The organism is Algiphilus aromaticivorans DG1253 (genome assembly GCF_000733765.1).
Taxonomy (GTDB): domain Bacteria; phylum Pseudomonadota; class Gammaproteobacteria; order Nevskiales; family Nevskiaceae; genus Algiphilus; species Algiphilus aromaticivorans.
The window spans coordinates 911,550-930,578 of the sequence record NZ_JPOG01000001.1 but is presented as its reverse complement, the minus strand read 5'-3'; the positions used below and the strand labels follow the sequence as shown (position 1 = coordinate 930,578).

The following is a 19,029-nucleotide window of genomic DNA, read 5'->3' as shown; positions in this document are numbered from 1 at the left end:
GGCGCGCCTTCTGGGTGTGCGATGCCCCCGGGATGCAACCCCTGCTCCCCCACCCCCGGCGCGCGGCGCGCTCCGGATGACCGGTAGGCCGCGCCCGACGAGCCCGGTCGCGCTCAGTGCGGCGCGATGCGCACTAGGGCCCCGGTGGTGTGCGGCGCGTGCCGGTCCAGTGTTTCGCGCACGGCCTCGGCAATCACCTCCGCCTCGCGCACGCTGAGGTCACCGTCGACGCGGATGCGCACATCCACCAGCGTGGCGCCGCCCATGCGGCGTGTGCGCAGATCATCGAAATCCGCGACACCGTCGACGCTGCGGATGAGCACCCCCAGCTCGGCGAGCGCGGCGTCATCGACGCCGGTGTCCACCAGCTCCCGTACTGCTCGCCAACCCAGCTGACAACCGACGGCCCCAACCATCAGCGCAACCACCAGCGCCGCCAGCGCATCCAGCCAGGGCGCACCGGCAATCGCGCCCGCCACCGCGACGATGACAACCACCGAGGACAAGGCATCGCTGCGGTGGTGCCAGGCGTTGGCGAGGATCAAGTCGGAGTTGTAGCGCTCGCCCACGCGTCGCGAGTAGTGATAGATGATCTCGTTGGCCAGTACCGAGACCACCGCCACAGACAGCGCCAGGGCGCCCGGGACAGCGAGCGACTCCGGCTGCGCCAACCGGCGCAGCGCGTCGAAGGCAAAGCCGCCGGCGACAAGCAGCAGCAGCGCGCCGATGCCCAGCGCCGCGGCCGTCTCGAAGCGCTTGTGGCCATAGGGATGGTTGTGGTCCGCGCCGCTGGCGCCGATCCATGCCGCCCAGAGCACCAGCGCATCCCCGGCCAGATCGGACAGCGAGTGCACGCCGTCGACCACCAGCGCCTGCGAGTTGCCGATGAGCCCGCCGGCAATCTTGCCGCCGGCCAACAGCAGGTTCACCACTGCCGTGACCAGGGTGATGCGGCGCTTGGCGTCGTAGGCGGCGTCGCGTGTGGCTCCGGCCATGGCCCTGCTCCTAGTTGCGACGCCCGACCGCGGCGGCGGCCGGGGCGTCAGCCCCTGCCCGGCTGCGCCAGGCGCCCGGCGGACTGCCGGTCCACTTGCGAAAGGCGCGCGCGAAGCTCGCTGCGCTGCTGTAGCCAAGACGCTCGGCGATCTCGGCAGTGGTCAGCGTGCCATCGGCGAGCAGCGAGACACCATCGCGGCGCCGGGCCTCTTCGAGCAGCGTGCTGAAGCTGCTGCCGCGCTCGCACAGCCGTCGGACCAGGGTGCGCGGGCTGACGTGCAGCTGCGTCGCCACCGCGCTCATGTCGGGATAACCGCCCTGCGCCTCGGTCAGGATACGGCGCACCCGTCCCACCAGGTCGGTGGGCGGATTCAATCGCGCCATCTCATTCGCACAGGCCCGCTCGGCCTGCAGGGCAGCGATGCGATCGGCCGAGGGAATCGGCCAATCCAACGCCTCCTCGGCGATGCGAAGCTGGGTGACGCCGGAATCGAAGCGCGCGGGTGGCAGGGCATCGGCGTAGCGGCGGAAATGCGCCGGCTCCGGGTAATCGAAGCAGACGGTGCAATGCGCCTGCGGCAGGATCGCGCGGATCAGCGTAGCCAGCGTCGCCAGCAGCTGATCGCAGGCGAAGACGTGCAGCGGCTCGTAGCGCACGCTTTCCACCGCATCGATGACTCCGGCGCCGGCCTCGGTCCGGAAATGCAGATCCCAGGCCGGCAGCCGCAGCGGTGTGCCGAAGCGCTCGGCGAAGTTGAAGGCCGCACGCAGCGTCGGCTGGCTCATAAGGCCGAAGCCGACAATACCGTGCGCCGTCAGCGGCGCGCGCAACCCGAAGGCCAGCCCTAGTCCGTCATCGCCGGAGGCTTCCATCGCCCCCAGGCAGAGCTCGCGATAGGCCGCCAGCGAGATGTGTGCCTGCGGATCATCCAATTGTTGTGGCGCGATGCCCGCGCGCCGCAGCAGCGCGGCGCGATCCGCGCCTTGCTCATCGCCGAGCGCGATCGTCAACAACACATAGCTGATGGGCACGCTCGGTCGCTGCAGTAAACGCTCGGCGGCTCTCGTCATAACTCTTCCCCCTGGCGCAAAAGGATAAGGCATGTGTCGTCCGAAGTGATTGCCGGCCGGACCCTCGCGGGCGAAGCTTCGCGATTGCCGGCGCGCCGTGTGCGACGCCGGGACGATGATCACCATTCGCGGGGGAGAAATGACGAGATCCATGCACCTGCTGGCAGCCTGCGCTGCCGGACTACTTCTGCTGAGCGGCTGCGGCAGCGACGAGGCCCCTTCGGGCGTGGCGGTGAACAACTGCACGCCGGCCGGCGAGCGCCTCGGCCGCGAGGACGACGGCATGCCAAGCACCGAGGCCATCTTCCGCTACGCCGAGGAAATCGTGAATCTCGGCTACCGCCGCAGCGGCACGGAATCCGGGTATCGCGCCGCGGCCTACATGAAGTGCCAGTTCGAGGCCATCGGGCTCGAAGACGTCCAGTACGAGACGGCGACCACCTGGAAGTGGGAAAGCGACCGCCACGAGCTGCATGTCGGCGGCGAGCCGGTCGACAGCTTCCCCATCGCGCATTCCTTCATCACGCCGGGCGAGCCGTCGCGCTTTTCCACCGGCGACGAGGGCATCGAGACCGAGATCGTCGACGTCGGCGGCGCCGGTGCGCTGTCCTTCGCCACGCAGAATGTCGAAGGCAAGCTGGTGCTCTTCGATCTGAGTTTCATCCTGGCCAACGCCGGCCTGCTCGCCTTCGGCGAATACGTCTACGACCCGGGGCTGACGATGGTCGACCCGCTGGACACCCTCTTTGCCGCCAATCCCTACATCACCAACATCAGCTCTGCGGTGGAAGCGGCGATCGATGCCGGTGCGGTGGGCGTGGTCGGCGTGCTGTCGGACTACTTCGACTCGAACAAGTACTACAACGAGTTCTATCGCGACCTGGGCATGACGATTCCCGGCGTCTGGGTCACGGCCACCGAGGGCGAGCGCATCCGCGCAATGATGGACGCCGCCGAGGAGCCGCTGACCGCGCGGCTGGTGATGTCTGGCAGCCGCGAGGAAGTCGAGGCGCGCACCGTCGTCGGCTTCCTGCCCGGCAACAGCGCCGAAACCATCCAGGTGCAATCGCACCACGACTCGGTCTTCGACGGCGCCGTCGAGGACGCCAGCGGCTCGGCCGAGGTGCTGGCCCTGGCCGAATACTACGCGCAGCAACCGCCCGAATCGCGTGAGCGAACGCTGATGTTCTCGACTTTCGACAGCCACTTCACCGGCTACCAGAGCCACATGGCCTTCGTCGAGAAGTACATCACCAACAACGAGACGCCCTACGAGTTGGTGGCCAATGTCACCATCGAGCATGTCGCCAAGCAGGCCATCAACGACGACGGCACGCTGACACTGACCGGCAGCGTCGAGCCACGCGGCATCATGGAAAATCTGGCGTTTCCGCTGAAACAGCGCATCATCGACGCCGTCGTCGAGCACGACCTGCAACGCACGGTCGTGATGTCGGCCAACCGCGTCGACGCCGCCGGTATCCTGCTGGGTGGCGAAGGCATTCCCACCGACGCCTCCTTCGTCTATGTCGCCGGCGTACCTACCGTCAGCTACATCGCTGGCCCCGCCTATCTCTACGACGCGGCCGATACCCTGGACAAGATCGCGCAGGACGAACTGCTGCCGGTAGCACGAGCGATGGCCGACATCATCGACGCTATCGACGAAACACCAGCCGATCGCATAGGCACCCGAATCCCGCTGCTGTGATGAAAGCCCGGGGTCGCCTCCTCGCGCTGCTCCTGTTGGCGCAGCCGTTGGTTGGCTGCGGCGGCGGCGATGGCAGCACGGCCAGCGCGGAGCCCTTCGCCACGCGCTGGCCGGTGTTGCTGTCGCACTCCTGGTCGAATACCGCCGACAGCTCCTTCCACGGCGACCGCATGGACGGCAACGGCGACTTCGAGGTCTACGGCATCAAGAAGATGCTGGAAGCCGGTGGTGCGGTGGTCTACCAACCGGACAAGCTGGCCTACGCCAGCCACGCCACACGCGGGCAGCTGCTCTACCGCCGTTGCGATGGACCGACGGTGGCAGCCAAGCTCTGTGAGACCGGCGCCGGCGAGGGCGTGGACGGCCTGCATATTGCCCAGACCGACTACTGCAGCGACCCGGCCCTGCGTGAACGCAGCGGCTTCGCCGACGAGGCCAGCTGCCTGGATGGGCTGCAATTCAACATCATCTGCCACTCGCAGGGTTGCCCGGATTCACGCTACATGATGGCGGCGCTGGACAACGACCACAGCGGCAAGCCCATGCACCGGCATATCGCCAGCTGGACTTCCCTGGCCGGCGCCAATATGGGCACCGAGCTGGCGGATTGGGCGCTGCAGATCAGCGCCGCCTGCCTGCTGCCGGAATGCCGGCTAGCCGCGCTGGGCGCGGTCTTCGGCCTGGACGGCCTCATCGCCAACGGCACCATCGGCCTGCAGGACGCTACCGAATCCGTCGTCGCACTGTCGCGCCACTACATGCTGAAGAGCACGGACATGCGCTGCGACCCAATCACCGAGGACTGCCCGCCCGCTTTCAACGCGCGCTATCCCCTGCCCGAGGATCCGCAGCACCCGATCCGCTACGTCACCTACAGCCTGAAGATCGACGACATCTCGCATCCCTGCTATCGCGACCTCCGCCTGTTCTACGACGTGGTGAGCCGCCGCGACGGACCCAATGACGGCTACATCCCGGTGGACTCGCAGGCTTTCCGCAGCTACGGGGTCGACGGCATGGGCGAAACGCCGGTCATCGCCCGCCAGATCGACGGCACGAGCAGCGACCCGGAACAGCCACACCCCGGCCTCGATCACATGGCGGTGAGCAGCTCCGCCGTTCCCGGAATGCTGAGCGTAAGCTGCAACGGCGAAGACAACAGCGCTCTGCACTTCTCGCGCGAGCAAGTCTTCGCCGACATCGTTGCCGAGCTGCAACGTACGGGCTACTAGCCGAAGCAAGAAGGCCCGCCGATACGACCCTCAATCGGCTGCAAAAGCTTGACTTGGGTCAAAGGGCCTAACCATCGACTTGCCTACGCTGGCGCTTGTCGGGGATGGAGAAGCGGGATCGCTTCGATACCCCGGCACGGCGCCCACGCGGCATTGGCTGACGATGCACTGCTCCGGGGGTCGTTCCTGCAACCAGCAGCAACAACAAGGGCAAGGTCATGTACGCAAACAGGCAAAGCACCCGTCTCATCGCGGCACTGGGTGTCGTCGCATCGCTCGGTCTCGCGCCACTCGCTCATGCACACGAAGCGGGCGACTTGATCGTGCGCGTCGGCGGCGCCTGGGTCTATCCGAACGATTCGAGCGGCGACGTCGCTGGCTTCCCCGGCAACGGTGTCGAGGTGGATGACGCCTTCTCCGCCGGCCTCTCCATCAGCTATATGCTGAATGATCGTTTCAGCATCGACCTGCTCGGAGCGGTGCCATTCGACCACGACATCAAGGCCACCGGCCCGGATCTCGGCGGCCTCGGCAAGATCGCGGAGGTCACTCACCTGCCGCCGACCCTGCTCTTCAACATCCATATCCCGACGCAGAACAACTTCCACCCCTACGCCGGTATCGGCGTGAACTACACCCTCTTCTTCGACGAGAGCAGCTCGGAAAGCCTCGAGGGTGCATTGGGTCGGTCGAAGATCGACCTCGAAGACAGCTTCGGCCCGGCGGTTCAAGTCGGCGCGGACTGGGAAGTCGCCGAGAACTGGTTCCTCAACGCAGCACTCTGGTGGATTGCCATCGATACGGAAGCAACCATCAACTTCGAGGGCGACCCGAATGATCCCAGCGACGACGGCAGCACGCGCGTCGACGTCGATATCGATCCCTGGGTGCTTATGGTCGGCGCCGGCTACCGCTTCTAGTCGAAGCGGCAAGGCGGTACAGAACTGGCGGCGGGGTTTGCCCAATGGGCACCCCACCGCCTTCTTGTTTGCAGGCACCTCGCGTCGACGCCCGGACAATCCTCGCCCGACACCGCCAAGCCCGCAGCGGCTAGTGCGCTTCCGGCGCCGCCAGTAGGCTGCACATATGACTCCCGCCACTGGCAGCGAACACGCTGGCCCCTCCCTGCGCATCCAGCGCATCGGCTTGATGCTTGGACCGGCGCTGGCGCTTGTCATCTATGCACTCATTCCCGATGCCGACGCTGGCGGCCTGGGTCACGCCGGCCGTGCCACGGCGGCGGTGGGCGTGCTCATGGCTACCTGGTGGCTGTGCGAGACGCTACCCCTGCCTGCCACGGCGTTGCTGCCGCTCGGCCTGTTCCCGCTGCTGGGCGTGGCCGGCATGGCGGCTACCGCCAAGCCCTACGCCAGCGACATCATCTTCCTCTTCATGGGCGGCTTCATTCTGGGCCTGGCCATGGAGCGCTGGGGGCTGCATCGGCGCGTGGCGCTGCACATTGTCGCAGCGGTGGGTACCGGCCCGCGCCGGCTCGTCGCCGGCTTCATGCTGGCGTCGGCCGGGCTGAGCATGTGGATCTCCAACACCGCCGCGGCCATCATCCTGCTGCCGGTGGCCATCAGCGTCATCCGCATGGTCAGCGAGCCGGACGCGCCCGATGCACCCGACGATCCCGCGCTGACCAGCTTCGCCACCTGCCTGCTTCTGGCCATTGCCTACGCGGCCTCCATCGGCGGCGTCGGCACCCTGATCGGCTCGCCGCCGAATCTGGTGGCGGCCGGCTATCTGGAGCACGAGCTGGGCTGCCGCATCGGCATGCTCGACTGGATGCGCTTCGGCATTCCGCTGGTGGCAGTCTTCCTGCCGCTGGCCTGGGCCTACCTGACCTGGTGGGCCTTCCCCATGCGGCTGACCAGCCTCGGCACAGGCCGCGAGCAGATCGGCAAGGCGGTGGCCGCGCTCGGCCCGATGAGCCGCGGCGAGAAGATCGTCAGCATCGTCTTCGGCCTCACCGCGCTGGCCTGGATCCTGCGCCCGCAGCTCGCCGAACTGCCCGGTCTTGCGCTGCTCACCGACCCGACCATCGCCATCCTGAGCGCGCTGTCACTCTTCCTGATTCCGGTACGGCGCGGCGTGCCGGCCATGGATTGGGACACGACGCTGCGCCTGCCCTGGGGCGTGCTGCTGCTCTTCGGCGGCGGCCTCAGTCTGGCGGAGGCCATCGGCACGCACGGGGTCGACCATTTCATTGCCGGCGGCATCGGCGGGCTGGGCGCCGTGCCAGCGACCGTGTTGCTGCTTGCGGTGGTCACGCTAGTCATCTTCGCCACGGAGCTGACCAGCAACACGGCGGTGGCCACGACCTTCGTGCCGGTGCTGGCTGCTGTCGCCGTCGGCCTGGGCGCACCGCCGGCGATGCTGGTGGTGGCCGTGGCGCTGTCGGCGAGCTACGCCTTCATCATGCCGGTGGCCACCCCGCCCAACGCCATCGTCTTCGGTACCGGCCGCGTCAGCGTCGGCCAGATGGCGCGTGCCGGCTTCGCCCTCAACCTGCTGGCCATCCCGCCGGTCGCGCTCACGGCCTGGCTGGCCGCACCCGGCCTCTGCTGAGCCCGCTCAGGCGCCGTTGCGCGTGCCCCAGTCGTCGCGCAGCGTCGTCTTCAGGATCTTGCCCGCGCCACTGACCGGTAGCGGCTCGCTGCGGATCTCGACGCTGCGCGGCAGCTTGTAGTCGGCGATGACGCCGCGGCAGTGCTCGATGATGGCCTGCTCGGTGGGCGTGGCACCCGCCTTCGGCACGACGACGGCGTGCACGGCCTCGCCCCAGCGCTCGCTGGGCACGCCGATGACGGCGGTCTCCTGCACGTCCGGGTGCTGATAAATGGCGCCTTCGACCTCCACGCTGAAGACATTCTCACCACCGCTGATGATCATGTCCTTGGCGCGGTCGACGATGAAGACGAAGCCGTCGTCGTCCATGTAGCCCAGGTCCCCCGTCCGCAGCCAGCCGTCGCGAAGCGTCGCGGCCGTCTGCTCGGCGCGCTTCCAGTAGCCCTGCATAATGTTGCCGCCACGCGCGCAGACCTCGCCCACCTGGCCGTTGGGCAGCGCCGTGCCGTCCTCGTCCATGATCGCGACGTCCACGCTGTAGCCGGGCACACCGGCGGAAGCCAGCTTGTCGCTACCCGCGTAGTGCGCCTCAGGCGGCATGAAGGTGATCAGCGGCGCGGCCTCGGTCTGGCCGTAGCCCTGCGTGAAGCCGGTAGTCGGCAGCGCCTCCATGGCGCGCAGCAGCACCGCCTCCGGCATCGGCGAGGCACCGTAGAGCATGCGCCGCAGACTGGACAGATCGAATTCCTGAATGCGGCCGGAAGCCAGCAGCATGTTGATCATCGTCGGCACCAGCATGGTGTGCGTGACCTTCTCCCGCTGCATGATCTCCAGCAGCGGCTCGATGTCGAAGCGCGGAATCACGCAGTGCACGCCGCCGGCCGCGGTAACCGCGAAGGTGCTCGCCATGTCCGCCAGATGGAACATCGGCCCCGCGTGCAGATACACCGTCGACGCGTCGTAACCCAGAATCGGTATCGCGTTCAGCATGTTGTGCATGACGTTGTCGTGCGACAGCATCACGCCCTTGGCCTTGCCGGTGGTACCGCCGGTGTAGAACAGGCCGGCCAGATCCTCTTCGCCAGCGTCGGCGTCCGGCACCGGCCCGTGCGCAGCAATCAGCGCCTCGAAGCCCTGCGTGCCCTCGGGCAGCTCGCCGTCGCCGCAGAAGATGACCTGCTCCAGCGCCGACACCTGCTCGCGCAGCGCGGGCAGCATCGGCGCAAAGGTATCGTCCACGAACAAGACGCGGCTGCCGGAATCCTCCAGCGTGTAGGCGATCTCGCCCGGCGCCATGCGGATATTCACCGGGTTCGCCGCCGCCCCGGCCCAGGCGACCGCGTAGAGATACTCGATGTAGCGGTCGCTGTTCAGCGACAGGATCGCCACCCGATCCCCGCGCTGCACACCCAGCGCCTGCACGGCCCCCGCCAGCCGCGCCACACGGTCAGCGACCTCGCGCCAGCTGCGGCGCCGGTCGCCACACACGGTGGCCGTGGCGTCACCGCGCGTCTGTACGGCGCGACGAAGGGTCTGGGTGATATGCATGAGCAGGTCTCCTTGTCTTTAGGTATTTGCGGCGCAAGTCGGATAGCGAGGCGGAAGGGCGTCACTCCGTCAAGCCTCCCGAAGGAACAGGAAGGCGATATGCCACGCGCTGCATCAACTTAGCAAGTCACTGCCAACACCGCAGGAAACCGGCCCGGATAGAGCCATTGAATCAGCCCCGCCTGAAGCGTCTACTCGCCGTCCGCAGACACCGAGCAGCCGAGCTGCTGCAACAGATTGCTGAAGCGAGGGTCCAGCGGCCGCGCCGCGGGAACGGCCTGCCCCTCTGCCCCCGTCGACAACTGCGCCCAATCCTGCGCACCCAGGGCGCGCCCGGCCGCCGGGAAGAAATTCGCCTCCTCCCACACGTTGTGGGCGCGCATATCGCTGACCATGCGATGCAGGGCTTCGGCCAGTGGCTGACGCAGCGTGGACTGATCCTCGCCGGCGTCGTGGAAAGCGCTTTGCAGCAACTTCAGAGAGTCCTCAAGGCGCTCGTGCTGAAGCGAGAGTTCCCGACCAACCAAACCGTCATCCGCCGCCCTCTCGCTAAGCCTTTCCAGAATGGCTTCCTCGAGCGGGTGATGCACGGCGTGCGCGTAAGCGCGCAGATAAGAGATTCCAGTCTCCAGCAATTCGTAATCCACCGCCTCGCCATCCGCGAACAAGTCGGCCTGCCTGTCCAGCGCATCCAGCAACACCGCGAAATGGTTGTGATCTTCCTTGAGGATGCCGATCAGCTTCGACGAAGCACCACCGGCCTCAGCGCGCTTACCAGGCATAAACCCACCCCCCGCAACGCAGCCCTACCAACGCGAGCAATACGCTCACCGCCCCAAGCGCCATCGGGTGATGCCAACCAGCAAGAGCCGAGACATACCCACCGGTGCCGTACTTTCGCATTCCGATCCCGCTAGCCATAACACGCGCTCCTGACGGCCCTAGCGGGCGCATCCGCACCCAACAGTGGCAGCCTAAGCGGCTCCACAAAGCAGCATCTTGATCTCGGTCAAGGCCCACCAAAAATCGACTGGATAACGTGCGCTATGGCGAGTAACGTTGTCGACTCCCCAGATCAGGTCCACGCATAACTAGAGGTTCCGGGTTGGTGGATCTGCCGGAATTCGGCAGGGGTAAGGTCGTTCAGGGCGTCGTGGGGAATCGTTTCGTTGTAGTCGCGCAGCCAGTGCTCGGTCCGCTCGCGGACCTCTGAGAGTGTGCGGAAGGCATACATGTCGAGCACGCCGCGCCGATAGCTGCCATTGAAGCGTTCGATGAAGCCGTTCTGCATGGGCTTGCCGGGCTGGATGAAGCAGAGCTCGACGTGGCGCGCCTCTGCCCAATCGGCCAGGGCGATGGAGATGAGTTCCGGGCCGTTGTCCAGTCGAAGCTTTTGCGGGTATCCCCGCCAGGCAGCAATGCGGTCGAGAACACGGATGACACGCGGTGCCGGCAGGTTCAGATCGATCTCGACGCCCAGCACCTCACGGTTGAAGTCGTCGACCACGTTGAAGGTACGGAAACGCCGGCCATCCCAGAGCGAATCCGACATGAAATCCGCCGACCATGAGCTGTTGATGCGTTCGCCGATCACCAGCGGCTGGTGAATGCGCGGCGGCAGGCGCCGCTTGCCCTTGCGCCGTAGGTTGAGCTTCAGGGCGCAGTACACGCGCCACACGCGCTTGTCGTCTAATCGCCCCTGTCAACATCCAGCACTGAGAATGCGCAACTGCCTGGCTCGTTGTCGTCTCCGAGGTCCGATCTGGTCGGCCTCCACATAGCGCCCAAGTGTCGCAAGGATCTCCCTATGTGATTCACGCGGTCTTGAAACACAAGCCGTCAAGCGAGTCTCGGGATGATCCTGGCGACGAACCGGCAGTTGCGTCCTCTTTACCCTTCAAGCAGCAGCGGGTAATCCCCGCTGCCCGTCAAACTGAGTGCCGTCCACCCACATGCGGTGCAGCGTTACAGCTAAACGTCTCGCCAAAGCAACCTTCGCTTTTTTGGCGCCGATCCGTTGCCGTAGCGAACGTGCCCACGCATGCAAAGCAGAGTCGGTATGACTGCGGGTGATGAGCACGTTCGCGGCTTCAAAGAGTAGGCTTCGGGTCATCCGGTCGCCGCATTTGGAGATATGGCCACTACGGTCGACCTCGCCGGAAGCATACCGCCTCGGTGTAAGGCCAAGATAAGCACCAACATCCTGCGACCGTCGAAAGCGATGTGGGTTTTCGATGGCGGTCACGAAGGCTAGTGCCGTCAAAGTCCCTACACCAGGCGCGGTCATCAAACGGCGGCAGACCTCAAGTCTGCGCGCGGTCCGAACCAGGTCGCGATCGTATTTTCGTAACTGGCGACTCAAGTCGCACCACAACTCAAGTAGAGGGCCTAATGTTCCGGCAAGCACAGGATCTGCTTCCATAACGTCGCGAACGAGCTGCTCGAATTGGCTGCCTCGGCCAGGTGGCATCACGTGCCCGAACGTCTTCACCAGCCCTCGAATCTGCGCGTAGAGCGTGACCCGCATGGATACGACGCGAGCCCTCGCGGTCAACATGAGGCGGATACGGTGGGTTTCCATGCTTTTCACGGCAACAGGTCGGTACCAGCCTGTACGGACGATCTGAGCCAGAGCACGTGCATCATTGCGGTCCGTCTTGTTGACCTGCATCTGGATGGCGGCATGGGCATGCCTGGCATGCAGGCACACGATGGGCAAACCAAGATCCTTCAAGCCGTGCCAGTGCCATACGGCAAGCGGACCAGTCTCCAGACCGACCTGCTGAAGATTCGGCGCATGGGCTTTTAGGACCTGCGCCATTTCGAGTGGGTGGCTATCGCAGGCGCCTTCCCACAAGCAGTTGCCTTCCTCGTCGACCACGCAAATCATCGTGGTCTTTTGCGAAACATCCAGGCCCACATAGCTTTTCATCGCAACCTCCGCACAGTCAGGTCAGCTCTTGAACTGTGTGCGATTACGGTATGTGATTCCAGACCAGGCCACGCCGACGCACCAGCTTAAACAGCTTGCCGAAGCCGCGATCGGGATAGCGTTCTGCCAGCTCCTGGAGCACCACGATGACCTCCTCGTCACGATCCGGCCGAGGCCGGTATCGCGCAACCGATCGGGACAAGCCCACCGCCTGACAAGCCCGGCGCTCGCTGAAACCGTGCTCCTCGCGGAGCATCGCCACCAGCGGGCGCTTGTGCGCCGGACCTAAAGCTTTTTTGCGATGACATCCTTCAGCGCTGTGTTCTCCAGCGCCAGATCCGCATACATCCGCTTCAGCCGGTTGTTCTCTTCTTCCAGCTCCTTGAGCCGCCGCACATCAGCCGCCTCCATGCCCCCGTACTTCGACTTCCAGGTGTAGTACGTGGCATCGGAGATGCCGATCTCACGGCAGACCTCCTTGACGGAGCGACCGCCCTCCACCTGCTTCAGCGTGTTGACGATCTGGCTCTCGGAAAACTTGCTCTTGCGCATCGCTGGCCTCCTGGGCCGTAGTGTGCCCGGAGATCTCCAGCTTGCAATGGACCGAATTTACGGGAAGGCGACAACGTGAGCAAGCAACGGAGCGCTACGAAAGTAGCAACCTGAGGGGGCCATGAAGATTGCGTCGATCGGTTGAATCCGCAGCCCGAAGCGGTCGTGGCGAAACCGTGGTCTGTCGGAGATTGACTCCAATCGACGTCAAAGCCGCCTCGGTGGTGTCAGTCCCGAGGCCTTCGCGAGGGCCGCAATTTTGGGTGGGAAGCTGCTTTCGGTACTGGGGAATTCAAGCGTCAGCCATCACCACGAGAGGCATGCGGCTACGCGCGCATCATCAACGTTCAGCGAGAACGACCAGCCGTTGCGTTCGCACAACCGTTGAACAATGCCCAGACCTAGACCATATCCATCGGACGACAATGGCTCGGCCGCTCCGTACCTCCCATCCGCGCAACTGCTCACCTGATTGGCCACTAATAGCTCCCGCTCTTTTATGGTAATGGTAATCGGCCCCTGCCCGTCGAGCGCGTGCTCGAATGCATTGCGCACCAGATTACTCACCGCTATAAAAAATGCTTGCGGATGTCCATCGACCTCCGGCCCAGCGAGATCGTCGACATCAACATAAACCGACTTGCCGTTCAGTAGATGCCGCTGTTGATCTATCGCCCGGCAGACCATCGGCTTTACCAAAAAATGCTCGCTATACAACCCGTCATCAGTTTCACGAGCGAGGCTCAAAAACATTTCAATCGTGGTCCTCATGTCGAGTGTCGCACGCCTCACTCGATCCAACGCCCTTACGTCATCCGCCGACAGATCGCTTTGCTCTAGCAGTTCAATCGCGCCTGTGATCACCGTGATCGGCGTTCGCAACTCGTGGCTGGCTGCAGCCGTAAAGTTTCGTTCTCTCTCGACGAATTCGCTGATACGATCAAGCGTCTTCTCGATGGCCGCAGCGAGTACGCCAACCTCATCGTCGCCGAAGCGACTCGACTCTATCCGTTTATGATCTGCGCCCGATCGTTGGTCCAGATCAATATCTGCGACCACTCTGGCAAGTTGCGCGACGGGGGCGACAGCTCTACGCATCACAAGAACCCCCAACCCGAAACCAAGAGCACCGAGCGTCCCCACGACACCGGTGATCAAGAGCAGTAACCACCAATCCTCTGAAGACGCTGCCTCAATCCCGGCAACATCGAAGACCACGAATGCCTGTCCCTGTCCCGTATCTGTAGGTACTACAGCGACATGAAGCTCTTCGGTCTGGAATTCGTGCAACCCTTCATTGGGGTTTGTCTTCGCCCAGCCCCTGAGTGATTCAGGCAGGCTGTCAACATCATCGTATCCGCGAAGGTTCATCGTCGGCGAGGGATAACTTTCGGCGGCGCGCTGCAGCTGATGCATCAGCACACGGTCCTCGCTCAACCTAATCGCAGCGAAGAAAGCAAACCCCCAAGCCATACTGAGTACAGCGACACATATTGCAAATGCAATTGCGACACGCGTGCGCAAACTGTACCGGTACATTTCTAAGCATCCTCTGCAATTCGGTACCCGACGCGGTGTACGGTATGAATTAGTGGTTTATCGAACGGCCTATCAACAGCCTGCCGCAGCTTGTACATGTGCGAGCGAAGCGCATCACCATCGGGGCGCTCGTTGGCCCACAACGACGCTTCGAGATCTTCGCGCGCCACAACAGACGGAGTCTCTTCCATCAATCGTTGAAGTAGCCTCAAGCAGGCAGGGGTGAGATCGACGCGCCTCCCCCCGCGATGCACTTGCAACGTAGACCTGTTCATGGTCAGGTCACCAATGGTCAAGCGATTCATGGTTTTTCCATGACGGCGCTTGTACAGGGCCTGCAGTCGGGCATGTAGCTCTTGCAGCGCGAATGGCTTGACCAAATAATCATCGGCACCCGCCATAAACCCCTTAAGCTTATCGTCCAGCGTATCCCTGGCCGTAAGCATGATAATGGGCGTTTCCAGTGCAGCATCAGCTCGCAGCTTTTGGCAGAACGTTAGGCCGTCCATTCTCGGCAGCATAATATCCAGAACAATAACGTCGAATGGATTCGTCAACGCCAAGTGCATAGCGCTTATGCCATCATAAGCAAAATCCAAAACGTACCTGTACTTCTCAAGGTATGCGGCAATGTTCTCACAGATATCGCGATTGTCTTCCACGACCAAAACTCTAATAGGAGCGGCAAAAAGCTTGTCTGCCATCTGCTGCATCCTTACCAAGCATAATCCAGTCGCAGGCCAATAAGCGGCTCGGCTTCACTGTCATCTTCAACTTGGACGCCTCGACGGTAATCAAACTCGGTATCATCGCTCGAAGATGCTGCGGTTACGTTGATGACATCGAGAAACGCTGTTACGTCTATGGGCCCAAACGCGCGACGATAGTCAACGCGAGCGTTCAACAAAGCAGAACTGCTTTTGCGACCGATATTGCGCTCGGTGATCTCTTTAGAGAAGCGTAGAGGTTCCCCGTCTCCCAAGACGTCTGGGTGAATTATAAACTCGTCGTCTGGCCTCCCGGAAAGGTATTTGTAGCGCACCGCGACCTTCCACCTGTCATTGATTTCCCAGGTAAGGCCGAGTGTGGCGACGTGGTCGCGGCTGAACTCGGCTGCCACGTTACCGCGACCGTCCTTTCGGTCAACCTCTGCATTGTTATAAGAATAGGTCGCGGTCCCGTAAACGCCTTCGCGAATCATGCCGTCGGCCACGATATCCAATCCGTACGATCTGCCTTCACCGATGTTCGCAAAGGTTCCGTTGACTCGATCTAGGTCTACGATCAAGTTGTCCAGGCTTTGGTAATACGTCTCCGTCAATATCGACCAGTTTCTGTTGGGAAAGCACTGAACGCCTAAGCTACGATGAGTGATTCTTTCGTTATCCAGATTGTTCGAATCGTTCGCGGCAAGTTCTAAATAACGTGGAGACTGGTGAAAGAGTCCTGCGGTCGCAAAATATCTGATTGTTCCGCTCGGGCGCCAATTGACTCTGAAACGCGGCGACGCGAAACTCTCTCTCGCGAAACCGTCCCGCTCAACCCGTACGCCCGCGCCAAAGCTCCAATCACCGAATTCAAAGACCTGATCTACGTAACCTGCATAACTCGTTTCTGTCTGGTTGAGTGAGGAGTCGGTGTTCTCTGGCGTCAGCACAATAAATTTCTGCTCTGAGTCTGGTCTAAAGTCATCGCTGTCATAAACAAACCGGATCCAGTCGCCATCGAGGGTTGTCTCATAGACTAGCTCAAGCTCCGTTACTCGAATACCGCTACTGAAAATTCCCCATCTATTAAGGGTCTCGAAGTCACTTCGCCAGCCTATCTCCGTCTCAGCTTCTCCGATGGTGATGATGTCCTCCCGCACCGGAAAACTGGAAGCGGGCGACCCCGAAGGTGCCAAATCTGGAAATGCCTCGCCCTCTGAACTGACCTTGTCGCTTTTGCGATAGTAGACCTTGTTGGACCAGACAGCATTATCGCCGAGCAAGGATTGCAATGTCAGACCATACAAATCACTATCTTGTTCGGAGTCTTGAAGTGAAGCATCTTCGAAATTTGGTGATTCGAACACGTTGTTCACGTCGCGAGTAAAGTCTTCGCGTGTATCTATCATCAGAATTTCTAACGTGTTGTCCTGGCTGACTGGTACGACAGACTTTATAAGGATGTCCCTTAAGACAGGCTCCCCGATGTCTAGTTCTTCGATGGTTTCAAACAAGTCACCAAAATCCAGCCGTCGGGCAGAAACGAGTAAAGTTGAGCCTTCAGTAATTCCGGCGGGGCCGTCATAACCCACCTCGTAGCCCGCTAGATCGAGCCGCAAGCTCGCTGATGGGCTTGGATTTCCGTCAGCGACTTCTAGTTTGAGTAATGATCCCGCGCGGCCACCATATGCCGCTCCCCAGCCTCCCGGTGAAAACTCTGCACCACTGATAACGTTCGGTGCGAAAATGGAGAACCGCCCGCCCCCACCGACATCTTCTTCTTCACCAAGTGTCGCGTCAAAGTGTATCGCTTTATCGAAGGGGAATTCATCAACGAATATCAAGTTATCTCTTGGCCCACGGCCGCGCACGCTAAAGCTGGCGAATTCACTGGCGGATGCCAGGCCAGGCAAGCCGTCAAGAGAGAGGAGTGGATCTGCGCCGCCGCCAACTGCACTTCGTAATGCTTCTCGATCTATATAGACGCTGCTAGGTGACTCGAGGGGGTCAGTTTTCCATTCTCGGACAACGATCTCGAATAGCTGCTCTCTAAGTTCGTCGGCCCTGAACAATCCGCAACCCATTGATCAGGCGCGAGAAAGTAGCGATATCTGCTTCCAGAAATCGCCAGCAAAGGCGATAATGGGCCTCGAAACCTTGCAAAACTTGGACGCCTGCTGATGCGCCACAAGCCTGCGGCCTGCGAAGGCCCCGAAGGACGAAGCGACGATCTGTTTCGGGCGCGGCTCGATCAGATGATCGGGAATGAGCACCCGCTGGTGAAGCTGGCCGAGAAGATGCCGTGGGAGGCCATCGCCGAGCGGCTCTCCGGCGTGCTGCCACCGGAGCCGGCCGGTGCGGGCCGCCCGGCGCTGCCCATGCGCCTGGTTGTCGGCCTGCTGTATCTCAAGCACGCCTACAACCTGTCCGACGAACAGGTCTGTGCCCGCTGGCTGGAGAATCCCTACTGGCAGCACTTCTGCGGCGAGGTCTACTTTCAGACCACCTTGCCCTGCGACCCCTCCTCATTGACCCGCTTCCGCCAGCGCCTCGGCGAAGCCGGTGTCGAAGAGCTGCTGGCCCAGACCATCGAAGCCGCCAAGGCCATGAAGGCCATCCGGCCTCGGGATCTGGAACGCGTGGTCATCGACAGCACCGTGCAGGAGAAGGCCGTGGCCTATCCCACCGACAGCCGCCTGCTCGAGATTGCCCGCTACAAGCTGGTCAAAGCCGCGAGATCCGAAGGCATCGATCTCCGCCAAAGCTACGCTCGCATCGGCCCCAGCCTGCGCCGCCGCGCCGGCGGCTACGCCCACGCCAAGCAGTACAAGCGCCTACGGCGCGTGCTGGGCAAGCAGCGCACCATCCTCGGCCGGCTGATCCGCGACATCCAACGCAAAGCCAGCCCGGAACAGCAAGACAAGCTCGCCACGCTGCTGGCGCGCGCCGAGCGCATCCGCAGCCAGCAGAAGAAAGACAAAAACAAGCTCTACGCCCTGCACGCCCCGGAGGTCGAGTGCATCGGCAAGGGCAAAGCCCGGCAGCCCTACGAGTTCGGCGTCAAGGCCGGCATCGCCATCACGGCGAAGAAAGGCCTCATCGTCGGTGCCCGCAGTTTCCCCGGCAATCCCTATGACGGCGACACCCTGGCCGAGCATCTGGAACAGACCGAGATCCTCACCGGCATCTCACCGACTACCGCCATCGTCGACCTCGGCTATCGCGGCAGGCAGCCCGAAGGCGTCACCGTCATCCATCGCGGCAAGCCCAAGACCCTGACACCCAGCCAGAAACGCCTGCTCAAGCGCCGACAGGCGGTCGAACCGACCATCGGCCACCTCAAGGAAGAGAACCGCATGCGCCGCTGCCACCTCAAGGGTGCGCTCGGCGATGCCATGAACCCGGTGCTGGCCGCTGCCGGCTATAACCTACGGTGGCTGATGCGCTGGATCATCGCTTTTTGGGCCCAAATCCTGGCCGCGCTACTGCCGCTCACCACGCCGGACCGCAGGGCTATGGCGCCGGAAGCGAGCTTGTGAAGGAATCTTCAGGGACGACTAAGTTCGAGCTCGAGCTTGGTGTTTTTGCGGGTTACCACGCGTACGCTTGGCTCATACAATGAAGCGAACCCATCTTTTGCGACGCCCACTGAGTAGAGACCGGGGTCGAGGTTTTCAACGACGATGCGGCCTTGGTCGTCGGTGGCTACAGATCGTGTGGAGGAGGTCGCCCGTTCCGTAATCGTTATTATTGCGGTGGAGAGCGGCCGATCGGTGTTCTGATCTTTAACGATGAAAGTCAGGGCCCCGGGCGCTTCAGCTGCTTTTGTAATAAGTGGAAAGGCAATCAGGAGCACCGTCAGAATCAACAGCGGTGCTTGATTGAAGAGCGCTCTCATCCCTATACCTCCACTGATCGATCATCATTGTTCGAAGAATGGCAGGAAAGGTAGCAGCACTAATGTGACCAAAAAGTCGCTGAAAGGTGAAGGCTGCATCATCGGTACCAAGATGTCTGCAGCAGCCTCGATGAGCCGTCGGGGAGAGGCCACCAGTCGGAGAGATGACGGATTCCGGCACAACAGGGCCATCGGGAACAACCAGCCCGCCCCCTCGGCCCATAAGGGGCTAATGCCGACGCGGAAGCTCTGGGTACGCGCAACCATGCTGC

14 protein-coding genes and 2 pseudogenes are annotated in these 19,029 nt (G+C 62.6%); 5 read left to right on the top strand and 11 right to left on the bottom strand.

What is annotated here, in order from left to right; translation table 11 throughout:
• Positions 1-113: 113 nt before the first annotated feature.
• Positions 114-995: a cation diffusion facilitator family transporter gene (locus tag U743_RS04335; protein WP_052367515.1), complete on the bottom strand. Its 882-nt coding sequence runs from the start codon at positions 993-995 to the stop codon at positions 114-116.
• A gap of 10 nt (positions 996-1,005) precedes the next feature.
• Positions 1,006-2,067 carry an AraC family transcriptional regulator gene (locus U743_RS18655; RefSeq protein ID WP_052367514.1) on the bottom strand — a complete coding sequence of 354 codons (1,062 nt, stop codon included), beginning with the start codon at positions 2,065-2,067 and terminating at the stop codon, positions 1,006-1,008.
• A gap of 139 nt (positions 2,068-2,206) precedes the next feature.
• Between U743_RS18655 and U743_RS04325 the strand changes: the two genes are divergently transcribed.
• The 4 genes from U743_RS04325 (at position 2,207) to U743_RS04310 (ending at position 7,581) form a co-directional block, all read left to right on the top strand.
• The gene (locus tag U743_RS04325) at positions 2,207-3,778 is read left to right on the top strand and encodes a M28 family peptidase (RefSeq protein ID WP_198021927.1); all 1,572 of its coding nucleotides are present in this window, start codon (positions 2,207-2,209) and stop codon (positions 3,776-3,778) included.
• The gene (locus tag U743_RS04320; protein ID WP_043765775.1) at positions 3,778-5,010 is read left to right on the top strand and encodes a lipase family protein; all 1,233 of its coding nucleotides are present in this window, start codon (positions 3,778-3,780) and stop codon (positions 5,008-5,010) included. The genes U743_RS04325 and U743_RS04320 overlap by 1 nt, the downstream gene beginning before the upstream one ends.
• A gap of 218 nt (positions 5,011-5,228) precedes the next feature.
• Positions 5,229-5,930, top strand: coding sequence for an OmpW/AlkL family protein (locus U743_RS04315; protein WP_043765773.1), 702 nt, complete (start codon positions 5,229-5,231; stop codon positions 5,928-5,930).
• A 166-nt stretch (positions 5,931-6,096) separates the two neighbouring features.
• Positions 6,097-7,581: an SLC13 family permease gene (locus U743_RS04310; RefSeq protein ID WP_043765770.1), complete on the top strand. Its 1,485-nt coding sequence runs from the start codon at positions 6,097-6,099 to the stop codon at positions 7,579-7,581.
• Between the two features lie 6 nt (positions 7,582-7,587).
• On the opposite strand, the gene U743_RS04305 is transcribed toward U743_RS04310, so the two are convergent.
• From U743_RS04305 to U743_RS04265, 8 genes and pseudogenes are all read right to left on the bottom strand, one after another.
• Positions 7,588-9,129, bottom strand: a complete 1,542-nt coding sequence (locus tag U743_RS04305; RefSeq protein WP_043765768.1) for a long-chain-fatty-acid--CoA ligase — start codon at positions 9,127-9,129, stop codon at positions 7,588-7,590.
• A gap of 191 nt (positions 9,130-9,320) precedes the next feature.
• A complete protein-coding gene (locus tag U743_RS04300) occupies positions 9,321-9,911 on the bottom strand; it encodes a hemerythrin domain-containing protein (RefSeq protein ID WP_043765766.1) in 591 nt (196 codons plus the stop codon).
• A 293-nt stretch (positions 9,912-10,204) separates the two neighbouring features.
• Positions 10,205-10,813 (bottom strand): annotated as a pseudogene (locus tag U743_RS04295) (integrase core domain-containing protein); the annotation flags it as partial.
• A gap of 213 nt (positions 10,814-11,026) precedes the next feature.
• A complete protein-coding gene (locus U743_RS04290) occupies positions 11,027-12,061 on the bottom strand; it encodes an IS110 family RNA-guided transposase (RefSeq protein WP_043765763.1) in 1,035 nt (344 codons plus the stop codon).
• Positions 12,062-12,113: 52 nt separating this feature from the next.
• Positions 12,114-12,613 (bottom strand): annotated as a pseudogene (locus U743_RS18650) (transposase); the annotation flags it as partial.
• 306 nt (positions 12,614-12,919) lie between these two features.
• Positions 12,920-14,029 (bottom strand): sensor histidine kinase, encoded by a 1,110-nt coding sequence (locus tag U743_RS04275; RefSeq protein ID WP_198021925.1) that lies wholly within the window; start codon positions 14,027-14,029, stop codon positions 12,920-12,922.
• A 125-nt stretch (positions 14,030-14,154) separates the two neighbouring features.
• Positions 14,155-14,829: a response regulator transcription factor gene (locus U743_RS04270; RefSeq protein WP_043771065.1), complete on the bottom strand. Its 675-nt coding sequence runs from the start codon at positions 14,827-14,829 to the stop codon at positions 14,155-14,157.
• Positions 14,830-14,867: 38 nt separating this feature from the next.
• Positions 14,868-16,931, bottom strand: coding sequence for a TonB-dependent receptor (locus U743_RS04265; protein WP_198021924.1), 2,064 nt, complete (start codon positions 16,929-16,931; stop codon positions 14,868-14,870).
• A 108-nt stretch (positions 16,932-17,039) separates the two neighbouring features.
• On the opposite strand from U743_RS04265, the gene U743_RS04260 reads away from it, so the two are divergent.
• Positions 17,040-18,398 carry an IS5 family transposase gene (locus U743_RS04260; RefSeq protein WP_052367512.1) on the top strand — a complete coding sequence of 453 codons (1,359 nt, stop codon included), beginning with the start codon at positions 17,040-17,042 and terminating at the stop codon, positions 18,396-18,398.
• 8 nt (positions 18,399-18,406) lie between these two features.
• Here U743_RS04260 and U743_RS04255 read toward each other — a convergent pair whose 3' ends face one another.
• Positions 18,407-18,757 (bottom strand): carboxypeptidase-like regulatory domain-containing protein, encoded by a 351-nt coding sequence (locus U743_RS04255; RefSeq protein WP_043765753.1) that lies wholly within the window; start codon positions 18,755-18,757, stop codon positions 18,407-18,409.
• Positions 18,758-19,029 lie beyond the last annotated feature (272 nt).